This is a genomic window from Pseudonocardia sp. TMWB2A (assembly GCF_017312135.1).
Map to the genome: position 1 here is coordinate 1,466,162 of NZ_QKQY01000001.1, position 24,448 is coordinate 1,490,609.

19 protein-coding genes are annotated in these 24,448 nt (G+C 56.6%); 5 read left to right on the forward strand and 14 right to left on the reverse strand.

Features of this window, described 5'->3' with window-relative positions:
* Positions 1 to 24: 24 nt before the first annotated feature.
* The 3 genes from mltG to DMP17_RS06810 form a co-directional block, all read right to left on the reverse strand.
* On the reverse strand, positions 25 to 960 hold the full coding sequence (mltG, locus tag DMP17_RS06800) for an endolytic transglycosylase MltG (RefSeq protein WP_337828305.1): 936 nt from the start codon (positions 958 to 960) through the stop codon (positions 25 to 27).
* Positions 960 to 2,222, reverse strand: a complete 1,263-nt coding sequence (fabF, locus tag DMP17_RS06805) for a beta-ketoacyl-ACP synthase II (RefSeq protein ID WP_337828306.1) — start codon at positions 2,220 to 2,222, stop codon at positions 960 to 962. Before fabF ends, mltG begins: the two co-directional genes overlap by 1 nt.
* Positions 2,223 to 2,359: 137 nt before the next feature.
* A complete protein-coding gene (locus DMP17_RS06810; protein ID WP_337828307.1) occupies positions 2,360 to 2,596 on the reverse strand; it encodes an acyl carrier protein in 237 nt (78 codons plus the stop codon).
* Between the two features lie 229 nt (positions 2,597 to 2,825).
* Between DMP17_RS06810 and DMP17_RS06815 the strand changes: the two genes are divergently transcribed.
* Entirely contained in the window at positions 2,826 to 3,842 is a 1,017-nt protein-coding gene (locus tag DMP17_RS06815; RefSeq protein ID WP_337828308.1) for a phosphatase PAP2 family protein, read from the forward strand.
* Positions 3,843 to 3,846: 4 nt separating this feature from the next.
* On the opposite strand, the gene fabG is transcribed toward DMP17_RS06815, so the two are convergent.
* The 3 genes from fabG to DMP17_RS06830 all read right to left on the reverse strand — a co-directional run bounded on the left by fabG (position 3,847) and on the right by DMP17_RS06830 (position 6,577).
* Complete coding sequence (gene fabG, locus DMP17_RS06820) at positions 3,847 to 4,587, reverse strand: 3-oxoacyl-[acyl-carrier-protein] reductase (RefSeq protein WP_337828309.1); 741 nt, start codon at positions 4,585 to 4,587, stop codon at positions 3,847 to 3,849.
* Positions 4,588 to 4,682: 95 nt separating this feature from the next.
* The gene (gene fabD, locus DMP17_RS06825; RefSeq protein ID WP_337828310.1) at positions 4,683 to 5,618 is read right to left on the reverse strand and encodes an ACP S-malonyltransferase; all 936 of its coding nucleotides are present in this window, start codon (positions 5,616 to 5,618) and stop codon (positions 4,683 to 4,685) included.
* Between the two features lie 119 nt (positions 5,619 to 5,737).
* The gene (locus DMP17_RS06830; protein WP_337828311.1) at positions 5,738 to 6,577 is read right to left on the reverse strand and encodes an LD-carboxypeptidase; all 840 of its coding nucleotides are present in this window, start codon (positions 6,575 to 6,577) and stop codon (positions 5,738 to 5,740) included.
* 55 nt (positions 6,578 to 6,632) lie between these two features.
* Here DMP17_RS06830 and DMP17_RS06835 point away from each other — a divergent pair, with 55 nt between their 5' ends.
* Complete coding sequence (locus tag DMP17_RS06835) at positions 6,633 to 8,021, forward strand: Mur ligase family protein (protein ID WP_337828312.1); 1,389 nt, start codon at positions 6,633 to 6,635, stop codon at positions 8,019 to 8,021.
* Between the two features lie 5 nt (positions 8,022 to 8,026).
* Here DMP17_RS06835 and DMP17_RS06840 read toward each other — a convergent pair whose 3' ends face one another.
* Positions 8,027 to 8,740, reverse strand: a complete 714-nt coding sequence (locus DMP17_RS06840; RefSeq protein ID WP_337828313.1) for a phosphatase PAP2 family protein — start codon at positions 8,738 to 8,740, stop codon at positions 8,027 to 8,029.
* A gap of 110 nt (positions 8,741 to 8,850) precedes the next feature.
* Positions 8,851 to 11,859 (reverse strand): TonB-dependent receptor domain-containing protein, encoded by a 3,009-nt coding sequence (locus tag DMP17_RS06845; protein WP_337828314.1) that lies wholly within the window; start codon positions 11,857 to 11,859, stop codon positions 8,851 to 8,853.
* A gap of 304 nt (positions 11,860 to 12,163) precedes the next feature.
* Here DMP17_RS06845 and rpsF point away from each other — a divergent pair, with 304 nt between their 5' ends.
* The 3 genes from rpsF to rplI are packed head-to-tail and all read left to right on the forward strand — an operon-like array spanning position 12,164 to position 13,522.
* Positions 12,164 to 12,628, forward strand: a complete 465-nt coding sequence (gene rpsF, locus DMP17_RS06850) for a 30S ribosomal protein S6 (protein ID WP_337828315.1) — start codon at positions 12,164 to 12,166, stop codon at positions 12,626 to 12,628.
* A gap of 12 nt (positions 12,629 to 12,640) precedes the next feature.
* The gene (gene rpsR / locus DMP17_RS06855) at positions 12,641 to 12,865 is read left to right on the forward strand and encodes a 30S ribosomal protein S18 (RefSeq protein WP_337828316.1); all 225 of its coding nucleotides are present in this window, start codon (positions 12,641 to 12,643) and stop codon (positions 12,863 to 12,865) included.
* A gap of 12 nt (positions 12,866 to 12,877) precedes the next feature.
* Positions 12,878 to 13,522, forward strand: a complete 645-nt coding sequence (gene rplI / locus DMP17_RS06860; protein WP_337828317.1) for a 50S ribosomal protein L9 — start codon at positions 12,878 to 12,880, stop codon at positions 13,520 to 13,522.
* A gap of 592 nt (positions 13,523 to 14,114) precedes the next feature.
* Here rplI and DMP17_RS06865 read toward each other — a convergent pair.
* The 6 genes from DMP17_RS06865 to DMP17_RS06890 form a co-directional block, all read right to left on the reverse strand.
* Positions 14,115 to 14,789 carry an O-methyltransferase gene (locus DMP17_RS06865; protein WP_337828318.1) on the reverse strand — a complete coding sequence of 225 codons (675 nt, stop codon included), beginning with the start codon at positions 14,787 to 14,789 and terminating at the stop codon, positions 14,115 to 14,117.
* A 2-nt stretch (positions 14,790 to 14,791) separates the two neighbouring features.
* A complete protein-coding gene (folE, locus tag DMP17_RS06870) occupies positions 14,792 to 15,403 on the reverse strand; it encodes a GTP cyclohydrolase I FolE (protein WP_337828319.1) in 612 nt (203 codons plus the stop codon).
* 93 nt (positions 15,404 to 15,496) lie between these two features.
* Positions 15,497 to 18,097 (reverse strand): TonB-dependent receptor, encoded by a 2,601-nt coding sequence (locus DMP17_RS06875; RefSeq protein WP_337828320.1) that lies wholly within the window; start codon positions 18,095 to 18,097, stop codon positions 15,497 to 15,499.
* Positions 18,098 to 18,672: 575 nt separating this feature from the next.
* Positions 18,673 to 20,124 (reverse strand): surface lipoprotein assembly modifier, encoded by a 1,452-nt coding sequence (locus DMP17_RS06880; RefSeq protein ID WP_337828321.1) that lies wholly within the window; start codon positions 20,122 to 20,124, stop codon positions 18,673 to 18,675.
* 156 nt (positions 20,125 to 20,280) lie between these two features.
* Positions 20,281 to 21,072, reverse strand: a complete 792-nt coding sequence (locus tag DMP17_RS06885; protein WP_337828322.1) for a Slam-dependent surface lipoprotein — start codon at positions 21,070 to 21,072, stop codon at positions 20,281 to 20,283.
* A gap of 143 nt (positions 21,073 to 21,215) precedes the next feature.
* Positions 21,216 to 24,407, reverse strand: a complete 3,192-nt coding sequence (locus tag DMP17_RS06890; protein WP_337828323.1) for a TonB-dependent receptor — start codon at positions 24,405 to 24,407, stop codon at positions 21,216 to 21,218.
* Between the last annotated feature and the right edge of the window lie 41 nt (positions 24,408 to 24,448).

Consider the following 24,448-nt stretch of genomic DNA (forward strand, 5'->3'; position numbering starts at 1 on the left):
CGTACCCCCGAGGCCGCCCGCAGATTACATCTCCCCGCGTTGGCGGCGGATTTCATACCATTTTTCGACATTGGCATTATGCTCGTCGAGCGTTTTGGCGAATATATGGCCGCCATCACCGCGCGCGACGAAATAGATATAGTCGGTCTTGGCCGGGTTCAGCACCGCTTCGATCGACGCCTTGCCGGGGTTAGCAATCGGGCCTTTAGGCAGGCCGGTCATCGCATAGGTATTATAGTCGTTCACCGCGTCGATTTCCGACCGCAATATGCGCCGCCCCAGCGGCTTGCCTTTGGTAATCGGATAGATGATCGTCGGGTCCGCCTGAAGCTTGATGCCTTGGGTCAGGCGGTTGGAATAGACCCCCGCGACCGTCTTGCGCTCCTCCGCCTTGCCGGTTTCCTTTTCGACAATCGAGGCGAGCGTCATTGCCTCATTACGGTTTTTCACCACCGATGACGGGGATTTTTTCGCCCACAGCTCGGCAAAAGCCTTGTCCATCGCCGATTGCATCCGCTTCACCACCGATGCGCGGCTCTCACCAGCCTGAAAACTATAGGTATCGGGTAAAATCGAACCTTCCGCAGGCACCGCAATCGTGCCGGTAAGCTTTGGCTCGGCCATCAACTTTTCATAGACGAGGATCGACGGCATCCCTTGCGGCACCATGACAAAGCGTTGCTTGGTCTTGCCCTCTTCCAGCATCGTCATGATGGTGCGGGCGCTGGTGCCTTTTTTAATCTCATATTCGCCGGGATGGATCGCGCCGCCGCCGAAAATCTTGGCATTGCGCACAAAGGCACCGGCATCGTCAATCGCGCCCGCTTCTTCCAGCAATTCTGCCGCTTTGGTAAGCGACGCGCCTTGCGGGATGATAACGGTGGTGTCCTTGCCCGCCGAACCCGCCGAGCAGGCCGCGAGAGACAATGCCACCCCGACGGCCAAGACCAGTTTGCGCATTAATCCACCTTTTTGAGGACGAGACTGGCGTTGGTGCCGCCAAAGCCGAAGCTGTTATTGAGCACCGCGCGCACTTCGCGCTGTTTTGCCTTGTGCGGCACAAGGTCCACGCCTTCACAGCTATCCGACGGATTATCGAGATTGAGCGTCGGCGGCACAATCTGGTCGCGCATCGCAAGGATACAGAAAATCGCTTCGACCGCGCCCGCACCGCCAAGGAGGTGGCCGATGGCGGATTTGGTCGAGCTCATCGACACATTGCCGATGGCATCGCCGAACAGGCGGCGCACCGCGCCAAGCTCCAGCTCGTCGCCCATCGGGGTCGAGGTGCCATGCGCGTTGATATAGTCAATATCCGCCGGGGCCATGCCCGCTTTTTTGAGCGCCATGTCCATCGAGCGGAACGCGCCCGACCCTTCGGGATGCGGCGCGGTGACGTGATAAGCGTCGCCCGACAGGCCATAGCCCACCACTTCGGCATAGATTTTCGCGCCGCGCGCTTTGGCATGTTCATATTCTTCGAGCACGACAATGCCCGCGCCTTCGCCCATGACAAAGCCGTCACGGTCCTTGTCATAGGGACGCGATGCTTTTTCGGGCTGGTCGTTGAAAGCGGTGGACAGAGCGCGGGCCTGCGCAAAGCCTGCAATGCCGAGCGGACAGATGGCGCTTTCCGCGCCGCCCGCCAGCATGACATCGGCATCGCCATCCTTGATCATGCGGGCCGCATCGCCAATCGCGTGCGCACCGGTCGAGCAAGCGGTCACGACCGCATGGTTCGGCCCCATCAGGCCATATTTGATCGACACTTGTCCCGAAACGAGGTTGATAAGACGGCCATGCACAAAGTGCGGGCTTACGCGGCCAGGCCCTTTTTCGGCCAACACCAGCGATTCCGATTCAATGCCGGGAAGCCCGCCAATGCCCGACCCGATCGAGCAGCCTGCGCGCAGGCGTTCTTCTTCGCTCATGTCGGTGAGGCCCGCATCTTCCAAGGCCTGACCCGCCGCATCAATGCCGTAAACGATAAAGGGGTCCACCTGACGCTGCACCTTATGGTCCACGCGCTTATTGGCGTCGAACCCATATTCATGGTCGGCAGGCTTTACTTCGCAAGCAATGGTGCATTTCTGGTCGCTCGGGTCAAAACGGGTAATCCGTCCGGCTCCCGATTTCGACGCGAGGATGTTTTTCCACGTCGTTTCGACATCTCCACCCAGCGGCGTTACCAAACCCAGACCTGTTACAACGACACGGCGCATTGCTGCCCTTCCTCAAAAATTTTCCGTTATTCCTGTTCGCCATAAGCGAAAACGGCTCCCCAAGCCATAGGGCGCGAAGCCCAAGCCGGGAAGCCGTAAACTATATGCTCAAAGGAAAACCCCCAAGCAGGCGGACCTTAGCCCTTGTTCGAATCGATGAACGCAATCGCGTCCTTCACGGTCGAAATTTTTTCCGCTGCATCGTCGGGGATTTCGACACCGAATTCTTCTTCAAACGCCATGACGAGTTCGACGATATCAAGGCTGTCAGCGCCCAGATCATCAATGAAGCTGGCCTCTTCGGTCACCTTGTCGGCTTCAACGCCGAGGTGTTCGACAACAATTTTCTTAACGCGATCAGCGGTGTCGCTCATGGTGTGATTCCCTTTATTCTATGAACGAAAGTTCAGGCTGCTCACTATAGAGCGAGAAGCCGGTGCGCAAGAGGCCTGTTATCAGAGCCTCTCGCACGGCGATTTTTTCGTATAGTGCGCAGTCTATATGACGTTTGGCGACAAATTCCGCAAGTCCGCACACACAATGGTCGATGCCCATTATATCTATTTAACGGCAAATTAAATTTGCCTGTTTAATGCTGTAATCATGACAAGGACCACAATAATCACAGATACCGCTCCCCCGGAATATCGACCGAGCCGTCCGGATCTGCGCAAATTTTCTTCTTTAAACGCCAAGCATGATGCGGGATGGGCGAACTGGTGGCTTTTGGGTTTTAACCTGATAGCAGTCCTGTTGCTCCAATGGCACGCGCCTTTGCCCATAGAGTGGGATAGCCTTGTTACACTCGCCGCCGGTACAGCGCTGCTGGTCGGTATAGGGCTATTTTATACCCATATCCGGCGAAGGCCGGTTTTTGCCGCCATGTGTTTTGCGATTTTGCAATTCTTGTTGTTTAGCGCAATCGGATGCCTTTTCTCTTACCTTGTCGCGCAAGAAGGCGGGCCCTTACAGGATGATATGCTAGCGCGCTGGGATGCGGCTCTCGGCTTTGACTGGATAGCCTATGTTCGTTGGGTGGACAGCCAGCCTTGGCTCGTTCCGGTCTACAAGCTTGCCTATGCCTCATTGGTTCCGCAAATTGCGCTTCTTATTATTGTTCAAGGCTTTGCCAACCGCTTGCCTCTCATGCGTCAAACCTTGTTTGCAGCCATGTTGTGCGGAACGATTTGCATCATTCTGTCTTCGCTCGTCCCGGCGGTCAGCAATTTTGTGCATCTGGGTCTGACAGCAAAAGATTTCGCTCATGTCGATCCCTATGCCGGCTATCTCCACCTCGCGCATTTTACGGCATTGCGGGATGGAAGCTTGACCAGTCTCGCTCTGCCCGACATGCAGGGCATCATCACCTTCCCCAGCTACCATGCAGGATTGGCCAGCGTGACGGCTTGGAGCTTTTACCGGACTCCGGGCCTACGCATCCCCGGCGTTATACTGTCCCTCCTTACGATCGCAGCGACGCCTGTGGATGGAGGGCATTATCTGGTCGATATTATTGCAGGCATCATAATTGCGTTGTTCAGTATCACCGTTACGCATTTTGCTTTGCGTGAGCTGCGTCCGGCAGAAGCGAGCCTCCCGCTCGCCCCTGCACTGGCCTAACGGGTCAGAGCATTGCCATCCCGCCATTGACGTGGAGCGTTTGCCCCGTGACATAGCCTGCTTCTTTGGAAGCGAGATAGACAACTGCCGCACCAATATCCTCCCCGTCACCCAAGTCACCAGCCGGAATTTTGCCGAGCAACGCCTGTTTTTGCGCGTCGGGTAGCCCATCGGTCATGGCCGAGCGGATGAAGCCGGGGGCGACGCAGTTCACCGTGATGCCGCGGCTCGCCAATTCCTGCGCCAAGGCTTTGGACATACCGACAAGGCCCGCTTTGGAGGCGGCATAATTGGCCTGCCCCGGATTGCCGGTTGCGCCGACCACCGAGCTAATCGAGACGATACGGCCAAAGCGCGCTTTCATCATCGGCTTGGCCGCCGCGCGGCACAGGCGGAACGCGGCTTCGAGATTGACGCGGATCACCTGATCCCATTCATCATCCTTCATCCGCATCGCCAGATTATCGCGCGTGACACCGGCATTATTGACGAGAATGTCAAGCTTGCCGCCTAGTGCGTCCACCGCTTGCGGCACAAGCTGGTCGACCGCCGCGCCATCGCCAAGATCGCAAACCAGCGTCTTGTGTTCGCCGCCCAATTCCTTGGCAAAGGCCGTAAGCTTATCGGCATTGGAGCCCGACAAAGCGAGCGTCGCCCCCTGTTCTGCCAAAGCCTTGGCAATCGCCGACCCGATCCCGCCCGAAGCGCCGGTCACCAACGCGGTCATACCTGTGAGGTCAAACATGATAACTCCTGTATATTATTTTGCTTTAACTACCGGAAACCGGCCAAGCCGCAAATAGGCTCTGCGTCCTCTGCGTGAACTAATGCGTGAACTAATTAAAACCCCTTAAGCACCGCTTCGATATCATCCATCGAAACCACACTGGTTGCATTGGCGTCCGGCGCAGAACGTTTGACCATCGGGGCCAGGACTTTGCCGCCAAATTCCACAAAATCGGAGACGCCTGCGTCGAACATCGCAAGGACCGATTCGCGCCAGCGGACGCGGCCGGTGACTTGTTCGACAAGGCGTGCGCGAATGTCCATCGGATTGCTGATCGGGGCGGCCAGCACATTGGCATAGACGGGGACGACTGGCGCGCCGACGGCAGCATCGGCAAGCGCATGTTTCATCGCGTCGGCAGCGGGCTGCATGAGCGGACAGTGGAAGGGCGCAGACACGGGGAGCAGCACGCCGCGCTTGATGCCGAAATCCTTGACCATCGCCACCGCGCGTTCGATTGCGCCCTTATGGCCGGAAATCACCACCTGCCCCGGATCATTATCATTAGCGACCGTGCAAATCTCGCCTTCCGCCGCCGCATCGGCAAGCTTTTGCGCGGCCTCAATATCGGCGCCCAGCAACGCCGCCATCGCGCCTTCGCCGACCGGCACCGCCGCTTGCATCGCTTGCCCGCGCAATTTGAGCAATTTGGCGGTGGTCGCCAAATCCATCGCCCCTGCCGCACAAAGGGCCGAATATTCGCCCAGACTATGCCCCGCGACAAATACCGCCTTTTCGGACAGGCGCACGCCGCCTTCTTGTTCCAGCACGCGCAGCGTGGCAATCGCATTGGCCATGATCGCGGGTTGCGCATTTTCGGTGAGCGTCAGATCATCGGCAGGGCCTTCGGTCATCAGCTTGAACAAATGCTGGCCCAGCGCATCATCGACTTCCTGAAACACTTCGCGAGCAACCGGAGAGGCTTCGGCGAGCGCCTTGCCCATGCCGACCGACTGGCTGCCCTGACCGGGGAAGATGAATGCGCGCATGAATTGACCTTTCAAATGGGTTGGGTGACGGCGCGTTGATAACGACAAGCGCCGCATAATTTATCTCGGATAAATCCGTTATAGAAATTTCCGCTCGTGTCGAGCGCGGGAAGGCCTCCCTACCCCCGATACCGCCCCCACGGCACAATGCGGTTGGTGGCGACATGGCCGATCATGCTGGAGCCTAAAATCGGGATGCCGCTGCGTTTCGACCAATACTCCATCACTTCATGGATGGTCATGCCGAAATCGGGGGTATTGGGTTCGATATCGGTAAAATTGCCGACGCGGATGCCTTTCAGTTTGAGCATTTTTTGCCGCGCGGTGAGCTGGAACATCATGCGGTCGATGCGATACATTTGTTCGCCGACATCTTCCAGATAGAGGACATGGCCTTCGACCTGCGGCTCCCATTTGGTGCCCATGATGCCGCACCAGACGGTGAGGTTCGCCGCAATAATAGGGGCGTTCGTCTCACGCACGGCGGGGTCGATATAGGTGTGGTCATTGTCCACAAGGAAGCGCAGCGCCTGTTCGATGATGAACGGCCCGACCTCCTTGCGGCCCACATCGACCGGCATCGGTCCCCACACCGGACGGCCTATGCCGTGGCTGTAGAGCGCGGCCAGAGAAGCGGTCGCATCGCTATAGCCCATATAGGTCTTGTGCCGCGCCGCCTGATTGAGGTTGGGGATGACGGATTGCAGCAATCTTCCAGCACCATAGCCGCCGCGCGCAAACCAGATGGCGTCGAAGGCAGGGTCGTTGGCCATCTCCAGAAAGGCGCTGCTGCGCGCTTCGTCGGTGCCTGCAAAATGGCCCGCGCTGGTGAAGCATTGCGGGTGGAACACAATCTCCAGCGCGCCTTCGGGATAGATGCCGCCTGCGACCTCTATCACCTGTCGCGCGCGTTCCGGATTCAATGTATTACTGGTGCCGACCACCGCGATGCGTTTCATGGGCCTGATGCACTCCCCGATTGCTTTTACTCTCCATCCCCAATAGCGGGTGCAAATGACAGCAAGCAAATCCTATTTCTTTTGCGGCATTGGCGGAAGCGGTATGCTCCCCCTCGCCACCATCCTCGCCGAGCAAGGCCATCAGGTCGCAGGCTCCGACCGCTCGATGGACCAGGGCCGACATGATGCCAAATTTGACTGGCTCAAAGCACGCGGCATGGCACTCTTCCCGCAAGACGGGAGCGGCGTCACCTCCGCCGACCAGATCCTTGTCGCATCCGCTGCGGTAGAACGCACGGTCCCCGATGTGGCGCGCGCCGAAGAGTTAGGTTGCGAGCGCATGACCCGCGCCGAACTCTTGTCCACCCTGTTCAACGCCACGCCCACCAGCATCGCGATTGGCGGGACCAGCGGCAAATCGACCGTCACCGGCATGATCGGCTGGATCGCGCATGATCTTGGCCTGTCGCCTACCGTGATGAACGGGGCGGTCATGAAGAATTTCGCTGATGCCGATGCGCCCTTTGCGAGCGCTCTTGTCGGCAAAGGCGAGTTGTTCATCAGCGAGGTCGATGAAAGCGACCGGTCCATTTCCCTGTTCCGCCCGACCGTGGCTGTCATCAATAATATCAGCCACGACCACCGCCCGATGGAGGAATTGCGCGAGCTTTTCCTCGATTTTGCCAAGGTCGCGACCCGCGCTGTGTATAACGCTGATGATGCGGAAACCGCAGCCTTGTTGGACGGCGCAGGCCTTCCCGATGCGATCCGTTTCGGTTTTGGCGAAACGTCCGATTTCCGCGCGTCGGATTTGGTCGAAGAGCCGCTATCGGTGCGCTTCACCCTCACCGCTTTTGGGCAAAGCCATGCCGTTATGTTGCGTGTGCCAGGCAAGCATAATGCCGCCAATGCGCTCGCCGCGATTGCGGCTGCTTATGCGATCGGCATCAGTGTCGCCGATGCGGTGCGCGCGATAGCGGGTTATGCGGGCATCAAGCGCCGCTTTGAAATTGTCGGCACGATGAATGACATCACGGTCATCGACGATTTCGGCCATAACCCCGACAAGATCGCCGCGACGATGAAAACACTCAAAGCCTTTCCGGGGCGCTTGCTCTTATTCTTCCAGCCGCATGGCTATGGGCCGTTGCGGGTGATGGGCGATGAATTGACCAGCATGTTCAAGGGTCTCCTCGGACCGGACGATGTGCTTATCTTTTCCGACCCTTGCTATTTTGGCGGGACGGTGGACCGTTCGGTCGGTTCCGAAGCGGTCATCGACCCTTTGAAAGCGGACGGTTTCAAGGCCGAACTGGTGCCCGAACGTGAAAGCGTTGGCGACCGGTTGGTGGAGCTTGCCCGCCCCGGCGACCGCATCGTCATCATGGGCGCGCGCGATGACAGCCTGCCCTTGTTCGCCGCCGACGTGCTGGCGCGCCTCTAAACCGTCTATCCTTCCGAGGGTGCTGGGGTCGCTTTCTCGATCACCGGATGACGGATGACGAGCGCCCACAGACACGCCCAAGTCGTGCCGAACAACCATCCGCCCAGCACATCGCTTGGCCAATGCACACCCAACGCCACGCGCGATATGCCGACCAAGGTGGTCAGCAGCACCGCGACCATCAGGATGAACATGCGCGTTTCCGGCTTTTTCTCCACCCGCATCAGCAGCACCGCGATGGTGAGATAGACAATCGCGCTATTGGCGGTGTGGCCGCTTGGAAAACTGGCCGAGCTTTCGACCATCATCGGGTCGACCAATGTGGGTCGTGCGCGGCCGAATTGCACTTTCAACAAGGCCACCAATATCGCCCCGCTGATCGGCGCGCCTGCGGCCAGAAAGGCGATGCGATAGGCGCGCTTGGTGAGCGCAAAGGCGGTCGCACCAACAATGACCAGCGACAAGAGGGTCGAACTGCCAAGGCTGGTAAAATCGAGCATCGTCTGTTTGAGCCATAGCGGCCCTACCATTTGCCCGACCGCATCGGGGTGGCGGAAAGCGAGCAAAATGACCTCGTCAAAATGGCGCAATTCACCCTCGCCAATTTCGGACCAGAGCCACAACAGCAAGGTCGCCGCGCCGGTTACAAGCCCGGTTATCAATAATATACGGCTGGGCACCGCTTTACGAAACAGGCGGAATTTCGGGTGGTTAAACATGAAGAGGGTTTAGATAATCCGGACCCGCGTCGCAATCAGCATCCGATCGCCATCCCACCATAAAAAAGGGCCGGTGATTACCGGCCCTTTTCCTGTAACTTGCGTCAAAATCAGAATTTGAAATTCGCACCGACTTTGAATGTGCGGCCAATCAGCCCGGCATAATGCCATGTCGTCAGGAAGTTCGGCGAGCTTGCATAGGATTGCGGAGCAATCGGTGCGCGCGCGTTGAACAGGTTTCCGACATTTGCATAAATTTTGAAATCATCATTCACTTCAACCGATGCGTTCATATCGACGGTAATGAATTTCTTGATATAGCAGAATTTATTGTCGTTCGTCGGGGTCTTGTAGAGGCCGTTGGCGCAGGAAAGATCATATTCTCCGTTCACCGGAGAAACCTGATCCGCGCTCACGCCTTTGATGCGGCCGACATAATAGGCCGTTGCGCTGAGTGCGAATTTGCCGACTTCCAGCGTATTCTGCCAGTTGCCGCGCCAATTGGGCGTACCGTTACCCGATGAAAGATCATAAGGCCCAAGCGTACCGGCATATTTTTGGACACCCGACGGCGTGTGCAGGTCATAATTGATGACATGCGTGACTTCGAGACGGCTGGTAAACCGTGCATTGTCGCCAATCGGAATACGGGCCGTTGCCGATACGTCAATGCCCGATGTCTTCGAATAGTTGGCATTCACGAACGGTGCATTCAAGATAAGTAAACGCGGCAATGCTGTCGGATAAAGCGGATCGACACCGTCAACCGTATTTACCGAATAGCCAGGCGCTGCCGCCAATACCGCAGCACGGGCTTCATCAAGCGTGGTGGCGCTATAATAAGCCGCAATCGCCTTGGCCGAGTCAGGGCCAGCAACAATGAGATTTTTCTTCTTCACGTTGTAATAGTCTACCGTGAAGCTCAGTTGCGGGATCGGTTCGAAGATCGCTCCCAAGGTGAAGCTACGAGACGTTTCCGGCTTCAAATTGGGATTGCCGACATAACCGCGACCCAGCGAGTAAGCGAGGTTATAAGGATTCCCGCCCGACACACACGCGTTATTTGCTCCCGCTGAACCACCATGCTGGGCACAGAAATTACCCGGAGGCGTTGTGGTCACAAAGCCTGCATATTGGCTGCGCGGACCGGATTCAGCAAAGGTCGGTGCGCGGAAACCTTGCGAATAGGTGCCGCGAAGAGCGACTTGACGGATCGGGTTAAATTTGAAGCCAACCTTTGGCGAGAAGCGACCGAACCCTTCCGAATAATGGTCATAACGGCCCGATGCGTTGATTTCGAGTATGTCGAGCACCGGTGCCTGGAGTTCGAAATAACCCGCCGTGACGGTATGCTTACCGAACGCAGAGGAGGTCGTCAGCGACCAAGTATCGAGCGCCGCATTCTGGTTGTTATTTTCCAGTTCTTCGCGACGGATCTGACCACCGATAGCAAACATCAGCGGGCCACCGGGCAGTTCAAACAAGCTCTTTGCAATCGACGCATCTAACGACATCATCTGCGAATGCGATTTGGTCGTCTTATCAGGGGCAATGAAGTCACGCACCGCTTGGCTGTTCGACAGCGGATTGACGAAATTATATTCACCCGTGTTGATCGCCTTCAACGTATTGGCAATGTTGAGATAACCATGCTGGACGATCTCAAGATTGTCGCGCGCGTAAACGCCGTCAATTTTCCAGTTCCAATCATCCCCTACGCTGCCATGAAGGCCGGCAGTAAAGCGCCAAACCTCATTGGTGCGATCGCTACCTGCCGCAATATCGCCGAACAGATAATAAATACGCGCCGCGCCATTGGCCGGGTCATTGGCATAAGCCGCCGCATAAGGGTTGTTGGGGTTAAGGCGGCGATCTGCGGCGGTCGCGCAATTCGTACCGGCAGAGCAGACATAGACCGGCAAAACAATCCCCGGATTGCTTGAAGCCAGCCCCGGAGCTGCGCCATAAGGTTGCGTATTACGCAACGGGCGCGGCGCGTTTTTGATGCTGACATAGCTGTTCGAATAGCTGCCCGTCGCATAAGCTTCGATATTGTCCGAAAGGCGAAGGCTCACCCGACCGTTCAAAGACCATTTGCGCTGCAACGGCGCCAACTGGTTATATTCATCCTCGATATTATGCTTACAACCTGTGCCGCGTGCGCCGCCGGTTGTGACGGTGAAAGTACCGTTCACACATTGATTGCTGAGCAAGGTGTACATATTGGTGAGCGGCGCTGTGCCGCCTGCCAGCGGATTGTTAAGGTCCGTCTGGTTGATCCGCACCACAACGGCATCGGGCGTCGCGGTCGTCAAAGAATGGTCGGCCGCATTATTATCGAGACCGCCGATCGAGGTAAGGTCACGATTATTATAGGGGAAGCCGCGGCTGTGATTGGTCACCCGCCCGTCACGCTGATATTCGCCGTTCAGATAGACGTTAAAGCCCGACGCTTCATAATCCCCAAAGCCCACCGTCAAGGTCGCGCGCTGGTGGCCCGCATCGCCCTTTTGGGCGGCACCGGCTTCAACCTGCCCGGCAACACCGGTAAATTGTTTTTTGAGGATGAGGTTGACCACACCCCCGATAGCGTCCGCACCATAGGTCGAGGACGCACCGTCTTTCAGCACCTCGACACGCTCGACCAGACTGAACGGGATCGAGTTCAAATCGACATAGGCGTTGCGGCCATCGTCATTGATCGGGAAATTGGTCGAACGCAGACCATCCACCAAAACCAGGGTCGAAGAAACCCCCAATCCGCGCAGCGAGACGGCCGATCCACCAGCCGAAAAACCGCTCTGGAACCCGACGCCAATCGAACCGGCACTATCGGCCGAAACCGAACGGATAGCATCGGCGGCTGTCGTGATACCTGCTTTGGCAAGATTATCGGCGGTCAATACCGTAACCGGCGAAGGGGTTTCCGTATCGGTGCGTCGGAACAAGGATCCGGTCACGACAATCGCGTCGTCACCCGACGTCTGGGTTGTCGCAGCTTGATCATCGGAGGTTGGAGTTGTTGTTTCGGTTTGCGCCGCAGCGGGCGCTGTTAGCAAGGCCAGCCCCAAGGCCGCCGTAGCGGCACCGAGGCGCAATTTTGCAACAGGATGTTTCATTTGTCGTCTCCCCAAATATCACGCTCTCTTCGCTTCTTGGATTTGGCGTGTGTTGATTCGACATGCGAAATGCGCCTTCGACGGGATTGCGTAAAGCGGATAAAAATCAGTGATTTCTTATTTGCCTAAAGCGTGTTCAAAATATCACATTACATCCGTTTACACTGCCTCTCCTCCTTGGGGGAATGACTTGCGAATCTGCCGGAATCCTGTATGAGGCGCGCTTCATCCGTGCCGGATATGATTCGGCGGCGGTGAAGCTGAATAGCAAAATACCCGAGACGACAGCCGGAGGGGTATCCGCATGGGGCGGAATACCAGCGATCGGCCAACGAAGAAAGAAGACGCCATGCCGCTTTACGAGCATGTATTTCTCGCGCGTCAGGATCTGGCCCAAGCCCAGGTCGATGCGCTGGCGGAAGCCGCCACCAAAATCGTTGAAGACAATAAGGGCAAGGTCACCAAGACCGAAACCTGGGGTCTTCGCCAGCTTGCTTACAAAATCGCCAAGAACCGCAAGGCGCATTATGTGATGCTGCACATTGACGCTCCGGGCGATGTTGTCGCCGAACTGGAACGCCAAACCAACATCAACGAAGACGTGATCCGCTATGTCACCATCAAGGTTGACGAGCATGAGGCCGGTCCTTCGGTGATGATGCGCAAGAGCGACCGCGGTGAACGCGGTGGTCGCGGCGAACGTGGTGGTGAACGCGGTGAACGCGCTCCGCGCCGCGAACGCGAAGATTTTGACGCTGGCGCAGAATAAGGAGACCTCACTATGGCACGCCCGTTTTTCCGCCGTCGCAAAAGCTGCCCCTTTGCAGCCAAGGACGCCCCGAAGATCGATTATAAAGATGTCCGCTTGCTCCAGGGTTTCGTATCCGAGCGCGGCAAGATCGTTCCCAGCCGCATCACTGCGGTTTCCGCCAAGAAGCAGCGCGAACTCGCCAAGGCGATCAAGCGCGCCCGTCATTTGGGCCTGCTTCCCTACGTTGTGAAGTAAGGAGAAAGACCCATGGAAATCATCCTTCTCGAACGCGTCGAAAAGCTTGGCGGCATTGGCGATGTCGTCACCGTTAAGAACGGTTATGCACGCAACTTCCTCCTGCCCAACAAAAAGGCGCTGCGCGCTAACGAGGCAAATAAGAAGCTGTTCGAAGCCAACCGCGCCCAGATCGAAGCCGACAATGCCACCAAGCGCGCTGACGCTGAAAAGGCATCGGGCAATGTTGACGGCAAGCAAGTCGTCCTCATCCGCCAGTCGTCGAACGCCGGTCATCTTTATGGCTCGGTATCGGTCCGTGACATCGTTGAAGCCTTGCATGAAGCGGGCATCACCGAAGTGACCAAGGCGATGGTTGTGCTGGAACGCCCGATCAAGACGCTCGGCCTGTTCGACGTCAAGGTCGCGCTGCACCCCGAAGTGGCCTCGACCGTTCAGGTGAACGTCGCCCGCTCGCCCGAAGAAGCCGACCTTCAAAAGGACGGCGTCGACATTATGGCGCAGATGTTCGAAAAAGAAGAAACCGGTTTTGTCGAGGATTATGACGCCAACGCAGAACCCGGCACCATCGCTGGTGAAGAAGCTGAAGAAGAAGCGGCTGTTGCTGCTGACGACGAAGCTGCTGCCACCGAAGAAGGCGCTGAAGACGAAGCTTAAGGCTTTCGCTTTTTCACAAAAATCCAAAGGGTCGCCCGGCATCACGCTTGGCGGCCCTTTTTGTTGGCGCGCTTGACGGGCCGAGTCGCCCGCGCCGTCATCACCGGCTGCCCCTAGATATTGTGGTGTGCGGGGAAAAAGTGGAAAATGGCGGATTCCTGCCAAAAATACCCCCTTAGCTTCGCAAAGTTCAGGCTTATCTGCAAATTTTTGAACCACAATATGTGGGGGTGCGGCGCGATTGCGTGCGTGAAACAATTTTATGGCATTAGCCCGTGGGCATAGAGCCTCCCTTACCCGCCACCGTGCGAAACGTAGCGGATGTAGGACAGTGGAATCGTCGATTTAGCGTAAAGAGGTGGCTCTTTTCCCAACTCCTCCCCTGCAAGGGGAGGTGGCATTTGCGTTAGCAAATGACGGAGGGGTGTCGCGCTATCGAGAGGGCATCACCCCTCCGTCTTGCGCTAACGCGCAATCCACCTCCCCTTATCAGGGGAGGATTTGGGGCGCGCGGCCTTCCAAATTTGCGCCGCAATCCTCAAAAGTAACTCTTGCTAGGGAGGATTTAGGGCGTGCTGCCTCTCGCTTACCCCTACCGCACCACCGCCATTACAAAACCGTCCCAGCCTTTGACGCCGACGGTCTGGAGCGCGGTTGCGTCGAGTTGAGGATGGTTGTGCAGCATATCCGCCAATGCGCGGTTGCCAGCGGTGTGCGGATCGCTTTTGTCGGGGTCGATAATCGCGCCGCCGCGCACGACATTATCCACGATGATGACGCTGCCGGGCCGCGCGAGTTTGACCGCCCAGTCGGTATAGGCCGCATTATTGCGCTTGTCCGCGTCGATGAAAATGAGGTCGAAGGGGGCCTCACCCGCCAGCTCCGGCAGCGTGTCGAGCGCCGCGCCGACGCGCACCGCAATGCGCTCCGACAGGCCTGCCGCCGCAATATTGTCTATCGCAACCGCTGCGGTTGCGGGGTCCAGTTCGAGCGTCACCACTATGCCGTCATCGGGCAAGGCCCGCGCCATGCTGATCGCCGAATAGCCGCCAAGCGTGCCAATCTCCAAAATCCGCCGCGCAGCCCTAATCCGCACCATTAGCGCAAGGAAGTGCGCCTGTAACGGTGACACATCGATCGCCTGTAATCCCGCCGCCTGATTGGCCGCCATAACTGCGGCCAGCACCGGATCATCGGCCAGCAACCGCGCTTCGAAATAATGGTCCGTTTCGGCCCATTGTTGCGGCGATGGCGCGGGAGCAGTCATATTCAATATCCCATCAAACTCAGCACTTCCTTGCGGGTCTTTTCATCGTCGAGAAAGCAGCCGTGGAGGCGGCTTGTGACCATGCCGACGCCGGGGGTGCGGACGCCGCGCGCGGTCATGCACGCATGTTGTGCTTCTATAACGACCGCGACGCCATGCGGTTTCAAATTATCCCAGATACAGCCCGCGACTTCCGCAGTGAGCCGTTCCTGCACCTGCAAGCGCCGCGCAAAACCGTGCAGCACGCGCGCAAGCTTTGAAATGCCCACCACACGGTCGCGCGGCATATAGGCGATCGAGGCCTTGCCGATGATCGGGGCCATATGATGTTCGCAATGCGACTGGAACGGAATATCCTTGAGCAGGACCAGCTCGTCATAGCCGCCCACTTCTTCGAATGTGCGCGCAAGATGGATGGCGGGGTCTTCGCCATAGCCTTGGCAATATTCCTTCCACGCGCGCGCAACGCGCTTGGGGGTATCGAGCAAGCCTTCGCGGTCCGGATCATCGCCGGCCCAGCGCAGCAACACGCGCACCGCGTCCTGCACATCGTCCGGCACCGGCAATTTCGCCGCTTCGCGCGCTTCAAGCGCGGTCTGGATGAGATCACCCATGATTGTCTCCCTAATGTCTGGGTCCGACACATAAGGAAAAGGCCGGGCTGCACAAGGGCAACCCGGCCTTTTCGTCAATCCTGATCCGGTTCGTTAGAAGCCGGCGCGGACGCGAACCCCGTAGAAACGCGGTGCCGACGGATAGATGGCATAGCTGTTGCCCTGCTCCGGAATGGGGAAGGACGTCACATTATAATATTTGTTGAACAGATTTTCGACATAGGCTTCGACGCCGAACTGGCGGTTCTGGCCAAAGTTCAAACCAAGCTTGGCATTGACCAAAGTATAGCCGTCATTCTGCACAAAGGGTTTCGCCAGCGGCGAGTTGTCCGATGTATGGTCCGACTGCGAGCGGAAATTGACCGCTGCAAGCAGGCCGACATTATCCGACAGATCGGGCGTCCAGGTCACGCCGCCCGCAATAACGTGGCGCGGCTGGTTGGTGGACTGCTGGCGATGGTCGAAACCGGATGCCGGATCGAGCACCTTCGAGTCGAGATAGGTGTACGCCAGATTGACGGTGAAGTTCCGCTCCGGACGGATAACCGTTTCCAGCTCGACGCCCTTCGAGCGCACCTTGTCGAACGATTGCACCTGGAAGTTGTTACCGATGAATTCCAGCGACTGGAAATCATGGAAGGTCTGGTGGAATACGGTCGCGTTAAAGGTGAATTCGCGCGTGATGTTGGTCTTGATACCGATTTCATACGCATCGACGGTTTCCGGATTAAACGCCAGATTGTCGATGCTGATGCCCGTGCCGCCATAGAAGGGGTAGCTGAACGTACCGCGGTCAAGATTGTAGCCGCCCGACTTAAAGCCACGATCATAACCGCCATAGAGCATGATGCCATCATCCAGCTTGATCGCGAGTTTCGCGGTGCCGGTGAACTCGCTGTCGGAACGCTTGCCCTTATAGACACCGTTCGATTGCGGGTTGATGGTCGGGTTACAAATCAGCAGGCTCAAGGAGCGGGCACCCGCATTCTGCTGGAGCGCGCCCGCCAAAATCGGATTGCCAAGCAATGCCGTGCAAGCCGGGTTGACCGTATTGAGGTCCGCATTAATCTTCTTGGTTTCATGGTTATAACGCAAGCCCAAGGTGAGCTTGATATTGTCCGTGAAGCTGATGATATTGTGCGTGAACAGCGCAAATGCCTGAGTATTGACGGTATAATTGTCATTATACTGGCCAGCCCCTACGTTCGAAGGGAGCGGTGCCATGATACCGGCAATCTGAGTAGGTGTGAGTTGACCCAAAATCGGCGAATTTGCCGCTTGCAACTGCCCGATAACGACCTGCCCCCAAGTCGGGACACCCGGCAAATTACCAAACCATTGGAAGCCGTTCGGCAATAGCGCGCTACGGCTCGCTTGCGATGTTACCATGTCGGCATAAAGGTCAGACTGGGTGCCAAAACGCACGGTGTCACGCAGTTTATTCTTTTCATTGAGGTAAAAACCGCCGACGAGCCAGTCGAGCTTGTCGTCAAACGCCTTGCCCTGCAAGCGTAGTTCTTGCGTAAAATCGCGCATTTCCGACTTATAGCCTTCGCGATAGGCACGGTCCGCGCCGGAGAAGTCCACATCCTGATTACGCAGCGCGGCCCATTCGCGCCACGCGGTGATCGAGGTCAGCTTCATGTCGCCAATATCAATGTCGAACTGGCCCGAAACACCCCAATCCTTCACCTTTTCGCTCAGCGAGCGGTTGGGCGAAAGGGCCATGTGACGACCTTCCGGATCATAGGGGCGGACAATGCCGTCAAGGCCGTTCATACCGGCCAAAACTTCAATCACATTGCTGGCAATATAGCCCACCGCCGAAGATGTGCTGGTGTCCATGCCCGTCGGAAACAGCACAAAGCCCGAATTGGTGTTGACGATGCCGCAGCAATTTTCATCGGTCTTGGCATAGTCGGCGATGAGGCGGAACGTCAGATTTTCTTTTTCATAAAGCGCCTGACCGCGCACGAACCAGCGGTCAACATCATTGACGCGGCGGTCTGAATTTACGTCTTTGATGTAACCGTCACGCTTGTGATAGCCGCCATCAAGACGCAGCGCCAAGGCTTCCGCAACGGGACCGGTAACGCCCGCTTTGACTTCGATATTGTCATAATTGCCATAGGCCGCTTCGACATAGCCGCCGGTTTCGAATTTGGGCAGCGCGGTCGTGATGCTGAGCGCACCGGCCGAAGTGTTACGGCCGAACAGCGTGCCTTGCGGGCCACGCAGGATTTCGACGCGATCAACCGGCGGAAGCTCGGCCAGCGCAACGCCTGCGCGCGCACGGAACACACCGTCGATGAACACGCCCACAGCCGGTTCAAAGCCGGGGTTATCGCCTGCCGTCCCGATACCGCGGATCGACAATACCACGCCGGTCGCTGCCGACTGGCCGGTGGTCGCCTGAAGCGAGGGAGAAAGCTGTTTCATGCCGCGAATGTCGGTGACGCCCGCAACCTTAAGCTGTTCGCCGCCGACCACGCTGACCGCGAGCGGAACGCTTTGCGCGGTTTCGTTACGGCGGGTCGCGGTCACGACGATGTCATCGCCATAGCCTTCATCGGCTGCCGCTTCGGGCTGGGCCGCAACCGCATCGACCGCTTCGGTCGTGTCCTGCGCATAAGCGGCGCTTACCGGCAATACGGCCAGTGCGACACCCGACAAAAGATAATGTGTGAATTTCATCAGAAACATCCTTCCCCGAACAAATAATTTACCCCGCCTTGTCAGCCAGCGGGCTCGGCCGTTCCTGCGCCAAGCAGCAACAACCCCTCGAATGGCGTCAACAAACACGGGACTGACTACAGTGTCAATGGCGAAAAGCCCCGATTTCCTAGAGATGGCAGGTCAATGTGACGGATTTCGGTCACGCTGTGGCCCTTTCGCCACGCCCTTCCGTTACGGCAAGCTGGCGGCGCGTAAAATCCGCAAAAAATGGTGCGCCGTAGATAAGGAAGACGAGAACTGACAGATTATGGTTTGGGATTGTCCGGCATCAGAACATAAGGCCGAGCTTCTGGCCGCTGTCCGCGCTCAAGGTTCGTAGCCGCAATCGCCAACAAACCCTTCAAAAAATCAGATACCTAGCATCCGTAAGATCGCCTCGGCCCAACCTCGCCCCCAAAAGATAGTCTTGAATCAACCGTCTGCCGCAAGGTCAGCCCATTTGTCGGCGCTGCGCCGAGGCACTGGATGTGTAACCATCTTTAACGGCACACACATGACCATTAGGCAAAAAATGTCCTTCAAACCCTGGATGCTTAAAAGGCATAGCTGAGCCTGATGCTGACGGAAGTGCGTTTGTAGGAGTAAAGCCAGTCGATACTGCTTTTCACACGGTTATGCTGGACGATAATTTCAGGAACGACACCAGCGAGCTGAAATGCCGGGAAGCGCGCAATCGCGGTGACATTATATTGCTTGTCGCGGCGCTGGCCTTCCAGCAATTCGCTATAGGCGTGGTGTTTGCGATAGCGATAGGAGGTCAGCAATAGCAGGCTGGCACTCGTGCCGAACGTCTTATTCACGCCAATCCGACCGCCCCATTGGCCATAGGAATCGATAGGATCGGACGTGTCTTTCCTAGCGAAATCCGGTCCGCCGAAAATCGTCAAACTTGGCGATGCGACATACCAGCCAGTGATGTTAACATCCACTAATGGCCCATCCTGTGCACCATAGAAGGGCTGGCGATAGCGAAAATCGCGATAGTTTGCCTCTATCCGCAATAAAATATTCTGTGCGGCTGTATGCTGCCATTCGGCATTCGCGCCCCATGCACGATAGAGTTCCGACGAGGCCAGCGTACCAAGCTCGAACGAAGGCGATAATGAAATGATGTTTCTGGCGGACTGATACTGATATCCGGCCCGGGCCATCATGGTTGTTTGCGAATAATCATGCTTATCAGGATAAATGTCGCCGTAAACAATCGCGCGGGCACGCAGGCTATGATGGCCCGATAGCGGCACTGTGCGCCCCAGCGTGCCTTCAAAGCCGATGCCCGTCGCTTTGATCGGATCGGGCACCTTGCGCTCGATCGCGCATGATCCGTCCGGAACCGCGAGCAGGCAGGTATAGCTACCCGATGACTGGTTGAGGTTACTGCTATAACTAGGGCCAACCGCGAAATTTCCCTGCCAGCCGCGTCGACGTTTCAGGGCGGCAAGATAGGCATCTACGCTCCGGCGCACGCCTTCGGCCTTGTCGCCTTCGCCGGCCAATATGGTGCGGGCATCATCGAATGCGTTGCGCGCTTCGCGGTCTTTGAGATTTTCAAACAACACCCGCGCCAGTTCAAGCTGCCCCGGCAGGAAGTCCGGTTTAATTTTCAACAAGGCGCCATAATGTTGCTCTGCTTTTGCCAGATCACCGGCCTCGCGCGCCAACCCGCCTTGTGCGTAGAGAATAAGCATCGGATCATGCCCGGCGAGCTTTTGATAAGAAGCCAGAAACCGGCGGACATCACGCCATTGCTTGCGGGTGATCGAGAGATAGAGCGCCCTGCCGACGTCATCGACACTATTGCCGACACTATAGGTTTCGCCGTCGATGACAATCGAGGCCGGGGCGCCATCAAGCGGCTCGGCTTCCTCTAAAGTCCTAGCTTCATTGTCGCTGCGTTGCCGGTCAAGCTGCTGATCGAGACGCAGCCTTACATCCTGTCCGCTTTCGGTTTGCGCGGCGGCGGGCACAGCCAATGAAAGCAGCATCCACCCCGCTCCCACAAGCATCAAAGGCAAACGACATGGACTCTCGATGAGAGGTGAATGGTGCATGGGATAATATAATCTCGGTAGAGGGCGAGGAAACGCAGGAGAAAAAGATCAGGCCCCGCCTTGGTGAACGGGGCCCGGTCCGTTGAGCAATCAGGGGTTCTTCGTACCGCCGAACGCAGTGTCATATTGACGCACTGCGGTGGTGCCGGGGCCGAATTTCACCGTTCCCGCAAGAGCATTGACATTCGAACCGAAGAAACGGCCATTAACGCTGCCACTCGAAGCAAGCGGCGTCCCGCTGGAACCGGTTGCCGTGGCGCCAGAGCCGATAAATGTCCCATCAGCTTTGATATTGGCCGTGCCGATATTCACACCGTAGGTGGACCCGGAATTGGCAAGATTACCGGTCAAGGTTCCGCTGCTACCGCTGGCGAAGTTGGCTGTGAACGTTCCGGTCAATATGCCTTTGCCTTGGTAATCGCTAATACCCTTCACGGCGTAAGTCGCCGATCCGGTGGTAGGCACCGATGTCGACGCGCCCGTGCCGCCATAATAAACGGTGTGGTCGCCAGCCGTTACACTGGCCGTCTGCTTCCATTCGCCGAAGTAAATGTCATGCGAACCGACCTTGGCGAAGTCGAATTGGCCATATTGGCTGTGGTCGGTTGTCGTTCCCGTTGTGTTTACGAAGGTCGTGACGCCGTTAGCATCGGTACCAATGATAGTTTTCAGCCCCTGAAAATCGACAAACTGCCCAGGTGCAAGATTGGGGACATTGAAACCTACTTTTCCAGCAGAATGTGGCCCGCCATTGACGGTGCTCGAACTGATTTTCACTTTGGCTGGATCGCTCGTCCCGCCAACGACTTGAGCATGGGCGGCTCCAGCCAGCATGACTGAGGCAAGGGTTGCAGCCAATAATTTGAATTGTACATTTTTCATGGTATTTCTCCAGTGTTGGTGCGCCTGACCATTCAGGCGCTTTCATCCGGGGTCGTCGTCACACTTCAACTGTCCAAGGAAAAGGTGCGACGGCGGCCCTGAATCTCTTTAAAAATTTGAATCCTTTTAAAATTTGAATCGCTTTAAAATCTGCCCGTAAGGCTCAATCGGAATGTCCGTCCCGGAGCGGGCAACATCGACCGCGAAAGCGGGTCCAGATAATAACGGTTATTGAGATTGAGTGCGGTCAGCTCTGCACTGAAACGGTCATTGATCCGGAACTTCGCATAGGCATCGAGCGTGAAGATTTCGCCCCAAGTATAGGGAATGTTGAGCGCGCATCCGCCAACACAATCATTTCTCTGTGTAAATTCTGCAAGCTGCGGATTGTCATATTTGCTATACCAAGCAAGGCGGCCTCCAACTTCAAGGCGACGGTCTAGAAAACGGGCACCCGCGGCCAGATTTATCGCGTCTTCTGGTGTTGCCTGCGTTAAGAGGAATCCAGCCATGAAACCATATTTGACACAATCCGGGACGCGCCCGCGCGCAGGATCCATCAAGGCGGCGACATTTTCATCGCAGACCTTGTTGGTGATCATATGGCTTGCGCCAAGATCGGCAAAGATTCCGCCATTATCAAAACGCGCCTGTAATTCGACGCCTTCAATCACTTGTTTGTCGACATTGCTGAACATCAAACTGGTGCTGCGTTCGATCACGTCGCGGGTCGTATTACGGAACCAGGTGAGTTTGATATCCGCACTCTGACCTTCGCCAAGCCGGAACAAAGGACGCAAATCCTGAACCCACGCGGCTTCCCATGAGCGGATACGTTCCGGCTTCAAATCACGAAGCGGATTGATCGAAGCCGAAAAGCCGATGGTGCTTTCAAACATACTGGGGAAACGATAGGCTTGCGCATAGCGTATATAGGCCCGGCTTGCGCCGCTAATCTGAAAGGTCGCCGATGCGGTAGGCGCCCAGCCATGACCCGAATTTCGTCCTGTTGGCGACGTTGTAACTGTGGTTTGATTGGGACTTACAACACAGCTCTTTTCCACATGCTTGGGAACGCTAGAGAAAAACCCGTTGAGGCAGATATTATTCGCGCGGCGGAAGTTTCCGTCTGTGTCCGGAGTCCAGTCCGGACCGCTATGCTCGAGGTGAAAAGGGATGTTGGGGTCATAAGTTTTTAAAAATTCAGGAAGATTTTTTTCTATAAATTCAGGGTCGAAACCAGCGTATAGGTTACGAAAATAAAGTTCGTAATCCGCCAAACTTGACCCATGGGTTCGATAAGAGGTTCGCCAACTCGTCGCGAGAACATTGATAATTGGCCCGCCCCGGCGACGGATATATTCGGGCAAGAAATCATCCTTCGCCCAATAACCGGAATAAGCGAGGCTGGCGTTCAATTTTAAGAAGCTAACCGGCCGCCATTCACCGCTCAAATTGATGCGATATTCCTCGCGTCGACCTGCCCGTGGCAACTGCCGCCAGCCATTGGCAATGGCTGTCGTATATTCATCATCCGACCGCAATTTTTCATGCTGCCAATTCCCTTCGAGCAAGAAATTCAATTTTGACGAAAGATTGAACTGGTTGCTGGCAGTGAGACCGTAACGATCATTGCGCGAGTTCGAAATGGCCGTGTTGACAATGATCGGATCCTGAACGGATGCCGCATTGGGAAAACCGCCGGAACTATAAGTATTACTGACGGTATCGGTCAGCCACGCCGTCGCGCGGAAATCAATCCAGCGGCTGTCGGGTTGCCATTTATATTCGGCATTATAGGCTTGGGCATGGACCTTACTCAGCGGCCATTGAACATCGCCGAAATAGCCGCCGCCTGTCGTCATAACCCGTGAAGGCAGGATATCGCCGAATTTTGTTTTGCTGTCGCGAAAGCCGATTTGCAACGCTTGCTCGTCGCTGATCCGCCATGTTGCCTTGACGAGGAAAGATTCGAGTTCGCTCGAAGTATTGGGAATTTCGTTGCCCGGCTCATAGTTCAAGCCAAGCTTGCGGACATAGGTGTCGGCGTTGAGCGGGAGATCTTCCCGCTGATAATAATCAGGCTCGGACTTACCGGAAAAATAATTCCCACGTTCCCGAAAGGCATAGGCGCCGAAGAGGTCCACATCCCCAAGTCTGGCAGCAGCCGCTACCCGGATCGCATGATCGCCGAATGAAAATACTTCATTGTCCCCAGATTTGCGTAGCCCTACGCGTAATGACGTATCACAATATGGATAGGTCGGGTTGGGCCAGCCGCCCTTGCATAGGAAGCCCGGCACCTCCCGATAATCCTGTCCGGTCAATAGCGTGGGTAAGCGGGGCTTGGTGGAGTTGTTGCCACCTTCAAGCCGCACCTCCATCCCGAACTTTTCTCCCGGTTTCAATATGTCTTCAGCGTCCAATGTGTTGATCACAACCGCGCCGCCCGTGGAGCCATTAACACCGCGGATCGACAGCGGACCTTTCAGCACTTGCACGCCCGAAATCAGGCTAGGGTCGATATAACTGCGATTACTCGCGCCATTATAACCGCGCCATACCGTTAGCGCCTGTTCGGTACCGTCAATGATAACCGGCACGCGGCCGGGACCTTGAATACCACGAATACTAGGGTCTAGAGCGCCACCATTGCGCGCATCCCCGCTAAATACATTGACCATGCCTTTAAGCACGTCAGCGGTATTGATGCCTTTGTAGCGCTCTACTTCCTCCTTGCCTGCATAGGTGGACGACACATCCTGGTCATAGATTGCATCCTTTTGCCGCGCATCGCGCTCGGCGCCCGTTTCATGGGCAGGGATTGTCGATCCTTCCACCCGCAACGGTCCAAGCTCGACGGCATCGCCATCGCTTGGCGGAGGAGCCTGTTCCACCTGAGCGGCCTGTGTTGCTTGCGGCGCTTGCGCGCCTTGCAAGGTGACGACTTGTCCTTCAATTTTGTAGCTGAGGCCGCTGCCTTGCAATAGCTGGTCGAGCACATCGCGCGACGTCTTTTGTCCCGACACACGCGGCGCCGACCGGTCGCGCACCTGATCTGCATCGACGCTGACCTGAAGGCCGGATTGTGTCCCGAAATCTGTCAGCGATTCGGCAAGCGTTTGTGCCGGAATATCGTATCGACGCAATTCGCCGACCACGTCTTGAGCAAATGCGGCCGAGGCACCCAAGGCCCCGCCGGTTAATGCCAAGGATAGGGTCAATGCCACTTTTATCGCCGTGCGCGGATTACCCGCAACCTTATTACCCCCTAGAGTCACTATTTTATTCCTTCGTCTGATGATGGGATGCCCAGATTCGCTACTGCGAGTCATTCGCATATCGGTTGGACGAACAGGGGCAGGCTATTTCCGGA